Genomic DNA, 12,021 nt, shown 5'->3' with positions numbered 1-12,021 from the left:
ATGTGGGACCAGTTGGTTCATTGAATAGAAGTAAACACTATTAGAGTTTTCTGAGCGCTCATATATTATAAGCGTTATTAAACCTTGCATTAATGTTGCCCGGGAGAATAAGACGATGCGTATCGCCAATACCGTAACCGACCTGATCGGCAATACCCCTCTGGTCAAACTGAACCGCGTTACCGATGGCTGCGTCGCCACCGTGGTCGCCAAGCTGGAGTTTTTCAATCCGGCGCACAGCGTCAAGGACCGTATCGCGGTGGCCATGATCGATGCTGCCGAGCAGGCTGGCAAGATCGGGCCGCACACGACCATCGTCGAGCCGACCTCCGGCAATACCGGCATCGGCCTGGCCATGGTTTGCGCCGCGCGTGGCTACAAGCTGGTGATCACCATGCCGGAAACCATGAGCCGCGAGCGTCGCCAGCTGCTGAAAGCCTACGGTGCGGAACTGATCCTCACTCCGGGGCCGGATGGCATGGGTGGTGCCATTGCCAAGGCGCGTCAGCTGGTCGAAGAAAATCCGGACAGCTGGTTCATGCCGCAGCAATTCGAAAACGCAGCCAACCCGCAAGTCCACCGCAATACCACGGCTGAAGAAATCTGGCGCGATACCGATGGCCAGGTGGATATTTTCGTGGCTGGTGTTGGTACTGGCGGCACCATTACCGGTGTCGGTGAAGTGCTGAAAGCCCGCAAACCGGGTGTGCGGATTGTGGCGGTGGAACCGGATGCGTCGCCGGTGCTGTCGGGTGGACCGAAGGGCCCGCATCCCATCCAGGGCATTGGTGCCGGTTTTGTACCGCCCATTCTGAATACCGAGGTTTACGACGAAATCATTCGCGTCAAGAATGATGATGCCTTTGCCACGGCACGGGCGGTGGCGACCCAGGAAGGCGTGCTGGTCGGCATCTCTTCCGGTGCCGCCGTGTGGTCGGCCATTCAGCTGGCCAAGCGCCCGGAAAACGCCGGCAAGCTGATCGTGGTGGTCATTCCTTCCTTTGGCGAGCGTTATTTGTCGACACCGCTGTTCGAACATCTGGCCTGATCGTTTCAGCTCAGCCTTCCTCGCCATCTCACCGGCCGCGCAGTCACTGCCCGGCCGGTTTTGTCATGTGGGGGGCTGCCGGCAGCGAACTGCCAGCCGGCGTATTTTGTCCAATCTGCCTCCACATCCGCTACACTACCGCCCATGCATTCCACTCTCAAAGTGCTTAGCCGGGTAGCCGGCATGTCGCTGGTGTTGTCTGCCTGCAGCTTGCTGCAACAACCGGCAGCCCCGCAAACCGGGGTGCGACCTGCTCGACCGGTGCAGGCCCAGCCGCAGCCTGACAGCAAGCAGGACTTGCTGTTCAGGGAAGCCAGTCGCCTGGCTGGCAAGGTGAAAAGCGGCGAGCTGAGCCGCGTGGCGGCGGCCGATCAGCTCAATGTCTATCGCCTGCGCTTGATTGGTGCCAACCTGGTTGATGACAACAGCTTTGCCATGTATCGCTACCTGGCGGTGGAACGCGATGCCGGACGGCTGACGCAAGAAGAGTCGCAAGCACGCATGGAAATGCGCTTGCGCGAATGGCTGCGCCGCTGGCCCAAGCTGCAGCCCAAGCCGCCAGCGCCGGTATTTACCAATTTTCTGTTGAAACTCTATGGATTGCCCGCCCTGGGCTGATAAAGCAATGAGCAAGAAGAAACATTCCAGTGCCTGCCCCTGTGGCCTGACGGCCTCTTACGCCGACTGTTGCGGCCGCTATATCGATGGCACCCAGCAGGCTCCCACGGCCGAGAGCCTGATGCGCTCCCGCTATGCGGCCTACACCATGAATAATGCCGATTATCTGCTGGCCAGCTGGCACGCCTCCACCCGTCCGGCAGAGCTGGACTTGTCGCGCGAAGAGCGCTTCGTCAAATGGCTGGCGCTGGACGTGCTCAGCACGCAGGCGGGCAGTGCCGAGGACGACGCCGGTGTGGTGGAGTTTGTCGCCCGCTACAAAGTCAACGGTCGTGCACAGCGGCTGCATGAAGTCAGCCGCTTTCGCAAGGAAGACGGTCGCTGGTTCTATGTGGATGGCGATGCCGAAGAAGGTTGAGCAAACAGTATTGCGCCCGGGCAAATCATCGCCCGGTCATGGTTGACCCCATCGCCCCATCGCGCCAGCATGGGGCTTTTGCTTGCCGGATATTCCCATGCTGACCATCTATAGCGACACACACCGCCTGCAGCACGGCAAGGCCGAGCTGATCGATGGCACCCTCAAGCCTTGTTTCGAAAATCCCTCGCGTGCCGACATGGTATTGCAGGAAGTCAGGTCACGTGATCTTGGCCCGGTGATCGAGCCGGTCGCGCACGGGCTGGCACCGGTACTGCGCGTGCACGATGCCGGCTATGTCGAATTTCTGCAAACTGCCTGGCAACGCTGGACGGCCATGGGGCGCGACTACGACGCCTTGCCCAAAATGTGGCAGATCCGCCGTCTGCGCGCGGCCATCCCGCAGCATGTGGAAGGGCAGCTGTGTTATTACTCGATGGACTGCGGCACGCCGCTGACCGCCGGCACCTGGCCGGCCATCACGGCCGCGGCAGATGTGGCACTGACGGCCGTCGATCAGCTGGCGGCGGGCCAGCGCGGCGTATTCGCCCTCACCCGGCCGCCGGGCCATCATGCTGCCCGTGATTACTGTGGTGGCTATTGTTTCTTCAATAATGCCGCCATTGCAGCACAAAGCCTGCTGGATCGCGGTGCGAAGCGGGTGGCCGTGCTGGATGTCGACTATCACCACGGCAATGGCACGCAGGATATCTTCTACCAGCGTGATGACGTATTGTTCCTGTCGATTCATGGCGATCCGGCCACCGAATACCCCTTCTTTCTTGGCTTTGCCGACGAGCATGGCGAGGGGGCCGGCCTGGGCTACAACTACAATTTTCCGCTGCCGGCTGCGTCCAGCGTGGCCTTGTGGTTTGCCGCGCTGGACACTGCGCTGGGTGAAATCCGGCGCTATGCCCCGGATGCGCTGGTGGTGTCGCTGGGGGTGGATACCTTCGAAGGCGATCCGATCTCGCGCTTTTCCCTGGCCAGCACCGACTTTCTACGGCTGGGTGAGCAGATTGGCGGGCTGGGACTGCCTACCGCTTTCTGCATGGAGGGTGGGTATGCGGTGGAGCCCATCGGGCTGAATGCGGTGAATGTGCTGGAGGGTTTTTCAATGCGGCAGTAGCCGGCACGCCCGTACTACGGTGATCCCTTCAGCGCAGCCCCGCGGCCGCGGCTAGCCCGATTGCTGGCAATGGCAGATGAATATTTTGTTTCAAGTCAATATCTTGTCTGCCGTCGCTTGGTTTTTGGGAGGAGCCCAGCTAGCGTTAAAGTGTGGGTGAAAGGAGATGGCAATGGGACTCGCTCTGAAAGGCTTGCTGTGCGAGCTGGAAAGCTGCCGCAGCAAGGGCATGACCACTGAAGCCGTAACACGGGTCGACGTGGTGCGCACACTGGAAGTACCGCTGGATCTGCATGCCTGCCGTGAGTTGCGCGTATTGGCCCATGTGTTCAGTGGCGACCAGGCGGCACTGGCTGCCATGGTGCTGAAGGCGGCCTTGCTGGATATGCAGGAACATCTGGATGAAGATCTGGACCAACTGGCGGAAAATGCCCGGATTTTGCTGGAAGATCCTTGCCACAAGGCAAGCGAGGTCATCTAGTCGGGAGACAACAACGGGGTCACCGGGGAATGAGGGAGTAGCAGGGCCGGCTTTGCCGGCCCTGTTTCTTTATGTGCCTGGTCTCTTGCGCTGCCCTGTCATGGCCAAAGCAGCAAACTATTTCTATAGAATGAGAATATTGAATAAAAATGACATATGTATTATTGCGGCATAAAAAAAGGGACGTTACGGCAAGGGGGAACCGCGACGTCCCAAGAAGAAAGCATGTGCTGTATTGGGTTTGCTGCTGAAAACGGATAAGCCACAGTTCATCCTAGAACAGGCAGCGGAAATTGCCCGACAGATTTTCATGCTGATGAAATAAAAAAGGACAGCCTGGGCTGTCCTTGTCGTAGCGGCTTGTCGCGCAAGGCGACCATCAGGGGCGGGGCAGGGTGACGCCAACCTGGCCCATGTATTTGCCCGCACGATCGGCATAAGACACATCACACACTTCATCGGATTCGAAGAACAGCACCTGTGCCACGCCTTCGTTGGCATAAATCTTGGCCGGCAGCGGGGTGGTGTTGGAAAACTCCAGCGTGACATAGCCTTCCCATTCCGGTTCGAAGGGGGTGACATTGACGATGATGCCGCAGCGCGCGTAGGTCGATTTGCCCAGGCACACGGTCAGTACCGATCGCGGAATACGGAAATATTCCACCGTGCGGGCCAGGGCGAAACTGTTGGGCGGGATGATGCAGTAGCCCTTGCCGGAGACTTCGACAAAAGAATCGGGGTCGAAATTTTTGGGGTCGACAATGGTGCTGTTGATATTGGTGAATACCTTGAATTCATCGGCACAGCGAATATCGTAGCCATAGCTGGAGGTGCCGAAGGAAATCACCTTCTCGCCGTTGATATTCTTGATCTGGTTGTATTCAAACGGCTCGATCATGTTGTGATCCTGCGCCATGCGGCGGATCCACTTGTCGGATTTGATACTCATGGTCGGGGGTCCGTTACAGAAATTTAGATGGCACCGATTCTAAACGGTATGACCCGGCAGGGCCATATCTCGTCATGTTTTGCCGATGCCGGCAAACGGCTTGGGCTTGCTGGCCATTGATGTTGCGCAAACCTTGCGCAGATGCCGGCCAGGAAGCCTTATCGGGAGAAAGGTCTTTTACTTATAATAATGCAAACTATTCGCGTTATTGGGTATGCAAGATGTTGTCACTCGACAAGTTTCCACTGGGGTGCAAGGGCGTGGTGGACAGCCTGGATCTGTCTGACGAGGCCTTCCGTCGTGTTGCGGCGTTCGGGCTGATTCCCGGCAGTCATTTCAGCCTGATGCGCAGCGCCCCCTTTGGTGGCCCGCTGGTGCTGGAAGTGGGGAGTACGCGCTTTTTACTGCGTCGCAGTCTGGCCAGTCTGATCCAGGTACGGGTGGCGGAATGAAGCGCTTTGCCTTGCTCGGCCTGCCCAATACGGGCAAGTCCACGGTATTCAATCGCCTGACCGGCATGTCGCAACGGGTTGGCAACTGGCCCGGGCTCACGGTCGAGCTCACCAGCGCGCGGCTGCTGCTGGGCGGCAAGATGGTGGAATTGGTCGACTTGCCTGGGGTGAATGACCTGACCGGCTATAGCGACGATGAAGCAGTCGTGCGCGATGTCTTGATGAGCACCGCATTTGACGCGGCCATCCTGCTGCTCAATGCCGCCCAGCTGGACCGCCAGCTGCCACTGGCGCTACAGGTGCTGGCCAGCGGCCTGCCTGCCGTGGTGGTGCTGAATATGGCGGATGAAGCCAGGCTGCTGGGGATTTCGCTTGATCTGCCGCTGTTGCGTCAGCGCCTTGGCGTGCCGGTGGTGCTGGTGTCGGCCAAGCGCATGGAAGGCTGGCCTGCGCTGCTGGAGGCGCTGAATCGCCAGGCCGCCAGTGCTGCGGTTGCCAGTCATGCCCAGCTGGAGCGCGTGCCGGAGACGCAGCAGGCCATCATGCAGGCGCGGGCACTGCTGGCCGGGTGCTGGCGTTTGCCTGCCGTGCTGCCGGCGGGCATCACGGAAAAAGTCGATGCCTGGCTGATGCACTCCTGCTGGGGCTTGCCGCTGTTCTTCGCCTGCATGGCCTTGCTGTTCAATCTGACCTATCAGATCGGCACGCCACTGCAAGGATGGGTGGGCGACGGGCTGGACTGGTTCAAGGAAGCGGCCTTGCAGCACTGGCTCGCTCCTTTGCCTGCCATTGTGCAGAGCCTGCTACTGGAGGGCGTCTGGCAAGGAGTGTCCACCGTGCTCACTTTTGCCCCCATCCTGTTCGTGTTTTTCATCCTGATGGCCTTGGTGGAGGACAGTGGCTACCTGGCGCGCGCGGCCTATCTGACCGATGCCTTCATGGCCAGGCTGGGGCTGGATGGCCGTGGTTTTGTCATGCAGCTGATGGGTTTTGGCTGCAATGTGCCGGCCATTCTGGGTACGCGGGTGATGCGCGAGCGCCAGCAACGCCTGCTCACCATGCTGATCGTCCCCTTTTCCCTGTGTTCGGCGCGGCTGCAGGTGGTGGTGTTTTTTGCCGGCATCCTGTTCACTCCGCATCAGGCGCCGTGGGTCTTGCTGCTGCTATACCTGCTGAGTTTCGTGGTCGCCATTTTCACCGCCTGGTTGTTCAAACATCGTTATCGGGGCAATGAGGCGTTTTTGCTGGAGCTGCCGCCTTATCGCCTGCCGGGTATGCGTCACATGCTGATCCGGGCGGTGGGCGAGGTACGTGCCTTTCTCGAACTGGCCTCCAGCTTCATCCTGATGGGAGTGGTGCTGGTGTGGCTGGTTTCGCATATCCCGGCTGGTGATAACAAGACGCTGGCCGATATGCTGGGTACGGTATTGGCTCCGGTGCTGGACCCCATCGGTATCAGGCATGAACTGGCCGTGGCCCTGCTGGTGGGCTTTGTCGCCAAGGAAATCCTGCTGGGCGGCCTGGCGGTGATCTATGGCGTACCGGAGGCCGGCCTGGGGGCCGCCTTGCTACACCATCTGGACTGGGCCTCGGCCATGAGTTTCCTGATCTTTACCCTGGTGTATGTGCCTTGCCTGTCCACCGTGGCGGCGATACGGCGCGAGTCCAGAAGCCGCAGCTTTACCGCGCTCTCTGTCGGCTGGTCGGTCCTGCTGGCCTGGCTGCTTTGCTTTGCCTTCTATCAGGGCCTGCATCTATTGCGCTAGACGGCCGGGCAAGGCGCGCTGCGGTGGTCGTATTGCATGGTGGCTTGATGTGGCGCAGAGCGACCCTGCGGTGCCGGGCGCAGACTGCGTTTTTTGTTTTGTCGGGAAATCCAAGGCATGCATGTCGACCTGTCTGTCTCCTGGCTTGGTCTTGCCATGGCCAATCCGCTGTATAACGCCTCGGGCGTCATGTGCCGCAGTGTGGCGGAACTGGAGCAAGTGCGCACCTCGGCGGCCGCTGCAGTGATCACCAAGAGCTGCACACCGCAGCCGCGTACAGGCAATCCGGAGCCACGCTATTGTGCGACAGCGCTGGGCAGCATCAACTCCATGGGGCTGCCCAATGCTGGCTATCCTTATTACCTGGATTATGCGCGCAGCTATCCCTATGCCGCAGGCAAGCCGCTATTCCTGTCGCTCTCCGGCATGACGCTGCAGGAGAACCTGGACATGCTCAGTGATCTGGCGGCTGCGCAGCTACCCTGCTTGCCGGAAGTCAATCTGTCCTGCCCGAATCTGCCGGGCAAGCCACAGCTGGGCTACGATTTCCAGGCTTGTCATGAGGCGCTGACGCAGATGGCGCGTGTCTACCACGGCCCGTTCGGTGTCAAGTTGCCACCGTATTTCGATCCGGTGCATTTTGCCCGGATGGCCGCCGTGCTCAATGCCTTCCCCGCATTGCGCTTTGTCACCTGCATCAACTCCATCGGCAATGGCCTGGTGATCGATGTCGACCGTGAAAGCGTGGTGATCAAGCCCAAGGACGGGCTGGGTGGTCTGGGGGGCAGCTATGTATTGCCGACCGCACTGGCCAATGTCCGTGAGTTTTACCGCCTGTTGCCTGGCAAGCATGTGGTGGGCTGTGGCGGTATCAACAGTGGTCGTGAGGCCTTCATGCATATCCTGGCCGGAGCGACGGCGGTACAGATCGGCACCTGCCTGTACGAAGAAGGCGAAGGGGCGTTTGCCCGCATTCTGGATGAATTGCGGGCGTTGATGGCGCACAAGGGATACCAGCGGCTGGATGATTTCCGTGGCAAATTGAAAACGCTGTGAGCTGAGAAGCGTACTTGGACAGTAACAGGGCCATCTTGAAGATGGCCCTGCTGCATGTCAGTCGAAGCGCCAGCAGGCCATGGACAATGAGCCCATGCGCCAGTCATCGTGCAGCTTGTGCGGTGGCGTATCATCCGATGCCGCCCCCATGGCTACCAGCAGTGGATTGAAATGCTCGTCGCTGGGATGGTTTTCACGGGCGTGCGGTGCCAGCTGCTTCCAGTTGAGGATGTCCTGCGGCCGGTTATCACTCAAGGCATGGTCCATCCACTGGGCAAAATCCTCGGCCCAGGAGGGCGGGGCACTGCCATCGCGGCCAAGCTGCCACAGATTATGGGTATAGCTGCCCGAGCCCACAATCATCACATTATCATCACGCAGTGCGCGCAAGGCGCGCCCCATCCGGTAATAGGTGTCGGCTGTCGCCGCATGCGGTAGCGACACCATGACCAGGGGAATATCCGCTTGCGGATACATCAACATCAATGGCGTCCACATGCCGTGGTCCAGGCCACGCTGATCGGTGCTGCCCACACGGAAGCCAGACTGGCGCAACAGGTCCATCGCCTCTGCGGCCAGGGTCAGATCGGTGCTGGCAGGATAGCGCAGGGTGTAGAGAATGGGCGGAAAGCCGCCAAAGTCGTACAGTGTGCCCGGTTTTTCTGCCAGATTGACCATGGGCAGCGTACTTTCCCAGTGGGCGGACAGCACCACGATGGCCCGTGGGCGGGGGAGCTGCTGCCCAAGCTGCTGCAGAAAGTCACGGGTGGCGCTGTGCTCGATGGGGAGCGTCGGGGCGCCATGAGAAATAAACAGGGCGGGTTGTCGCGTGGTCATGGTGGTATTGCCTGCAGTGATTGCCATGTAAACAGCTTAACCAGCTTTCCCTGTTAAAAAAACCGTGAATTTCTCATTATATTGTTTACCAATGGTGCATAGTTTGCCAGCCTTGTACTGCTGGATATGGCCCAGGCCAAGCGCTTGTCGCGCATTCCGCCGGGCAGCCTGCGACTAGGTGAAAACGACTGAGCCGGCGCAGTTTCCCAGGCATCAATAAGCCTGCCGCAGGCCCGGTTCACCCGGCATCACTGGCGCGCCACGGAGCAGCCACCGTTGCTCATGCTAAGCCGGGTGACTGGCAACAGGCTGCTTCGCCATGCTGTGGTGCCCTGTTGGCTGCAGTATCAGGGCCCAACCAGCGCAGACGATGGCCAGGCCAAGCAGTCGGCGGGTCATCAGGCGCAAACGGCTGCGCTGTAACGGGGTGTGCTGTTGTTTCATACGGTTCTCCCAATCAATGATGCCATTTTAATGAGAATAATTCTCAAGTAAAATTAATCTTTTAAAATTGTCGATTTGTTTTGACAATGACAGGACAGGAGCCGGCGCCCGCAGGACCTGCCTGAAAAGCGGATAGGCTGTAAAAAAACCGGACAGCATGTGCTGTCCGGTTGGTTGGCCTGTTCGTGATGACGCGCCGTGCGTCAGGACGGTCAGTTCAGATCAAAGCGATCTGCATTCATCACCTTGGTCCAGGCTGCGACGAAATCCTTGACGAATTTCTCCTGGGCATCGTCCTGCGCATACACCTCGGCGTAAGCACGCAGCACCGAGTTGGAGCCGAATACCAGATCGACACGGCTTGCGGTCCACTTGACGGCGCCGCTCTTGCGATCACGCAACTCGTAAAGATTGTGCGCAGCCGGTTTCCAGGTATTGGCCATATCGGTCAGATTGACAAAGAAATCATTGGTCAATTGTCCGACACGGTTGGTGAACACGCCGTGCTGGCTGCCGCCATGATTGGTACCCAGCACGCGCAGGCCACCCACCAGTACGGTCATTTCGCAGGCGGTCAGGCGCATCAGCTGTGCACGGTCGAGCAGCATTTCCTCGGCGCTGACCACGTAATCCTGTTTCTGCCAGTTACGGAAACCGTCGGCAAGCGGTTCCAGCACATCAAAGGACTCGACATCGGTCATCTCGGCAGTGGCATCACCACGACCGGGTGCGAATGGCACCGTGATGGCATGGCCTGCAGCCTTGGCGGCCTGCTCGATACCGACATTACCGGCCAGGACAATCACGTCAGCCACGCTGGCACCGGATTCGGCGGCGATTTTTTCCAATACCGCCAACACCTTGGCCAGGCGCGCCGGCTCATTACCGGCCCAGTCCTTTTGCGGAGCCAGGCGGATACGTGCACCATTGGCACCGCCGCGCTTGTCCGAACCACGGAAGGTGCGGGCGCTATCCCAGGCGGTGCTGACCATTTCGGCCAGGCTCAGGCCGCTGGCGGCAATCTTCGCCTTGACGGCGTCGATATCGTAGCCGGTGGGGCCGGCCGGAACCGGATCTTGCCAGATCAGGTCTTCCTGCGGCACATCGGGGCCGATGTAGCGGGCCTTCGGACCCATGTCACGGTGCGTCAGCTTGAACCAGGCGCGGGCGAATACTTCCGAGAAGTAGGCCGGGTCCTTCTGGAAGCGTTCGCAGATGGCACGGTAGACCGGGTCCATCTTCATGGCCATGTCGGCGTCGGTCATCATCAGGCGGGTACGCTTGGACGGGTCGTTTTCCACGTCGGCCGGGTAAGCCTCGGGCTTGGCATTGGTGGGTTCCCACTGCCAGGCGCCTGCCGGGCTCTTGCGGCTCTCCCACTCATGGTTGAGCAGCATGTCGAAGTAGTCGTTGTCCCAGCGGGTCGGGTGAGTAGTCCAGGCACCTTCCAGGCCGCTGGTGACGGCATCGCGGCCAATGCCACGGCTGCTGTGGTTGAGCCAGCCAAGCCCCTGGTCTTGCAGCTCGGCACCCTCGGGAGCGGGACCCAGTTTGCTGGCATCGCCGTTGCCGTGCGTCTTGCCGACGGTGTGGCCGCCAGCCGTCAAGGCCACGGTTTCTTCGTCATTCATTGCCATGCGGGCAAAGGTGACACGCACATCATAGGCGGTCTTGAGCGGATCGGGCTTGCCGTCCACGCCTTCCGGATTTACATAGATCAGCCCCATCATGACGGCGGCCAGCGGGTTTTCCAGATCGCGCTCACCGGAGTAGCGGCTGCCTTCGCTGCCGCTGGGGGCCAGCCATTCCTTTTCCGAACCCCAGTAGATGTCTTTCTCGGGGCCCCAGATGTCTTCGCGGCCAAAGGCGAAACCATAGGACTTGAGGCCCATGGACTCGTAAGCCATGGTGCCGGCCAGCACGATCAGATCGGCCCAGCTGATCTTGTTGCCGTATTTTTTCTTGATCGGCCACAGCAGGCGGCGGGCCTTGTCGAGGTTGCCGTTGTCGGGCCAGGAGTTCAGGGGGGCAAAACGCTGGTTGCCGGTGCCGGCGCCGCCACGGCCGTCCGCAATACGGTAAGTGCCGGCCGCGTGCCAGGCCATGCGAATCATCAGTCCGCCATAATGGCCCCAGTCAGCCGGCCACCAGTCCTGGCTGTCTGTCATCAGGGCCTTGATATCATTTTTCAGTGCTTCAACATCCAGCTTTTTCAGTTCTTCGCGATAGTTGAAACCACCACCCAGCGGATTGGTCTTGCTGTCGTGCTGGTGCAGGATGTCCAGGTTCAGGGCTTTGGGCCACCAGTCCATGTTCGACATGCTGGTCTGGGTCATTCCGCCATGCATGACCGGGCACTTGCCTGCAGAACTTGCGTTATTGTTCGCCATCACTTGCTCCTGTTGCGTGGGTTATGGATTGTTGCGGGGTGTTCCCGCGAACAGATAGAGGTTTTCAAGAATCCAGTGCAGGGGATAGTGCCCGTTTGCACTTTCAAGGCAGACTCCGGCAGACAGCTACCAGAGGGATTGCACCTGATCGTACTATTGCAAGCCTGCGAATGCGGCCAGCATGTCGAGCAGGACTTCCTGCCATGTCTGATTGTTTTGCATGACGTTCTCCCGGTGTACTGGATTGATAGCCTAATTTGTACTGCATCACCTGTTCTTTGTTACTGGGATAATTCCTTAATATTGATAAGAAAAATCTTATCTAGTGCTAGGGCAGTAAAGTAGCCGTCAAGTTCAAGCCTTTGCTGCTCATCCCGTAGCAGGGTGATGGGCTTAGTATGGTCATGACTGATAGTTTTGTTAAATTGATTGT

Annotated in this window: 11 protein-coding genes; 8 read left to right on the top strand and 3 right to left on the bottom strand. The window is 59.3% G+C overall.

Annotated elements, in window-relative coordinates:
* Positions 1 to 115 precede the first annotated feature (115 nt).
* From cysK to DFR38_RS13685, 5 genes are all read left to right on the top strand, one after another.
* The gene (gene cysK, locus DFR38_RS13705; protein WP_059285320.1) at positions 116 to 1,048 is read left to right on the top strand and encodes a cysteine synthase A; all 933 of its coding nucleotides are present in this window, start codon (positions 116 to 118) and stop codon (positions 1,046 to 1,048) included.
* A gap of 144 nt (positions 1,049 to 1,192) precedes the next feature.
* The gene (locus DFR38_RS13700; protein ID WP_233170330.1) at positions 1,193 to 1,666 is read left to right on the top strand and encodes a hypothetical protein; all 474 of its coding nucleotides are present in this window, start codon (positions 1,193 to 1,195) and stop codon (positions 1,664 to 1,666) included.
* A gap of 7 nt (positions 1,667 to 1,673) precedes the next feature.
* On the top strand, positions 1,674 to 2,084 hold the full coding sequence (locus DFR38_RS13695; protein WP_059285318.1) for a YchJ family protein: 411 nt from the start codon (positions 1,674 to 1,676) through the stop codon (positions 2,082 to 2,084).
* Between the two features lie 97 nt (positions 2,085 to 2,181).
* Positions 2,182 to 3,213, top strand: coding sequence for a histone deacetylase family protein (locus tag DFR38_RS13690; RefSeq protein ID WP_110313540.1), 1,032 nt, complete (start codon positions 2,182 to 2,184; stop codon positions 3,211 to 3,213).
* 172 nt (positions 3,214 to 3,385) lie between these two features.
* Positions 3,386 to 3,694, top strand: a complete 309-nt coding sequence (locus DFR38_RS13685; RefSeq protein ID WP_059286512.1) for a hypothetical protein — start codon at positions 3,386 to 3,388, stop codon at positions 3,692 to 3,694.
* Between the two features lie 379 nt (positions 3,695 to 4,073).
* On the opposite strand, the gene dcd is transcribed toward DFR38_RS13685, so the two are convergent.
* On the bottom strand, positions 4,074 to 4,643 hold the full coding sequence (gene dcd, locus DFR38_RS13680) for a dCTP deaminase (protein WP_059286513.1): 570 nt from the start codon (positions 4,641 to 4,643) through the stop codon (positions 4,074 to 4,076).
* Positions 4,644 to 4,864: 221 nt separating this feature from the next.
* On the opposite strand from dcd, the gene DFR38_RS21265 reads away from it, so the two are divergent.
* The 3 genes from DFR38_RS21265 (at position 4,865) to DFR38_RS13665 (ending at position 7,917) form a co-directional block, all read left to right on the top strand.
* On the top strand, positions 4,865 to 5,095 hold the full coding sequence (locus DFR38_RS21265) for a FeoA family protein (RefSeq protein WP_059286514.1): 231 nt from the start codon (positions 4,865 to 4,867) through the stop codon (positions 5,093 to 5,095).
* Complete coding sequence (gene feoB / locus DFR38_RS13670; RefSeq protein WP_110313539.1) at positions 5,092 to 6,861, top strand: ferrous iron transport protein B; 1,770 nt, start codon at positions 5,092 to 5,094, stop codon at positions 6,859 to 6,861. Before DFR38_RS21265 ends, feoB begins: the two co-directional genes overlap by 4 nt.
* A gap of 117 nt (positions 6,862 to 6,978) precedes the next feature.
* The gene (locus tag DFR38_RS13665) at positions 6,979 to 7,917 is read left to right on the top strand and encodes a dihydroorotate oxidase (protein WP_082693516.1); all 939 of its coding nucleotides are present in this window, start codon (positions 6,979 to 6,981) and stop codon (positions 7,915 to 7,917) included.
* Positions 7,918 to 7,974: 57 nt separating this feature from the next.
* Here DFR38_RS13665 and DFR38_RS13660 read toward each other — a convergent pair whose 3' ends face one another.
* Together DFR38_RS13660 and katG are read right to left on the bottom strand one after the other, a co-directional pair.
* Positions 7,975 to 8,754 carry a DODA-type extradiol aromatic ring-opening family dioxygenase gene (locus DFR38_RS13660; RefSeq protein WP_059286516.1) on the bottom strand — a complete coding sequence of 260 codons (780 nt, stop codon included), beginning with the start codon at positions 8,752 to 8,754 and terminating at the stop codon, positions 7,975 to 7,977.
* Positions 8,755 to 9,410: 656 nt separating this feature from the next.
* Complete coding sequence (gene katG / locus DFR38_RS13655) at positions 9,411 to 11,588, bottom strand: catalase/peroxidase HPI (RefSeq protein ID WP_059286517.1); 2,178 nt, start codon at positions 11,586 to 11,588, stop codon at positions 9,411 to 9,413.
* Positions 11,589 to 12,021 lie beyond the last annotated feature (433 nt).

Source organism: Aquitalea magnusonii, assembly GCF_003202035.1.
GTDB classification, from domain to species: Bacteria; Pseudomonadota; Gammaproteobacteria; order Burkholderiales; family Chromobacteriaceae; genus Aquitalea; species Aquitalea magnusonii.
Note: the sequence above shows the minus strand (reverse complement) of the source record. Positions and strands in the feature narration are given on the sequence as shown.

Coding starts and splice junctions, on each gene's coding strand:
- DFR38_RS13690 (WP_110313540.1), top strand. CDS start 2,182: ATGCTGACCATCTATAGCGACACACACCGCCTGCAGCACGGCAAGGCC.
- DFR38_RS13695 (WP_059285318.1), top strand. CDS start 1,674: ATGAGCAAGAAGAAACATTCCAGTGCCTGCCCCTGTGGCCTGACGGCC.
- dcd (WP_059286513.1), bottom strand. CDS start 4,643: ATGAGTATCAAATCCGACAAGTGGATCCGCCGCATGGCGCAGGATCAC.
- cysK (WP_059285320.1), top strand. CDS start 116: ATGCGTATCGCCAATACCGTAACCGACCTGATCGGCAATACCCCTCTG.
- DFR38_RS13700 (WP_233170330.1), top strand. CDS start 1,193: ATGCATTCCACTCTCAAAGTGCTTAGCCGGGTAGCCGGCATGTCGCTG.
- DFR38_RS13660 (WP_059286516.1), bottom strand. CDS start 8,754: ATGACCACGCGACAACCCGCCCTGTTTATTTCTCATGGCGCCCCGACG.
- DFR38_RS21265 (WP_059286514.1), top strand. CDS start 4,865: ATGTTGTCACTCGACAAGTTTCCACTGGGGTGCAAGGGCGTGGTGGAC.
- feoB (WP_110313539.1), top strand. CDS start 5,092: ATGAAGCGCTTTGCCTTGCTCGGCCTGCCCAATACGGGCAAGTCCACG.
- katG (WP_059286517.1), bottom strand. CDS start 11,588: ATGGCGAACAATAACGCAAGTTCTGCAGGCAAGTGCCCGGTCATGCAT.
- DFR38_RS13685 (WP_059286512.1), top strand. CDS start 3,386: ATGGGACTCGCTCTGAAAGGCTTGCTGTGCGAGCTGGAAAGCTGCCGC.
- DFR38_RS13665 (WP_082693516.1), top strand. CDS start 6,979: ATGCATGTCGACCTGTCTGTCTCCTGGCTTGGTCTTGCCATGGCCAAT.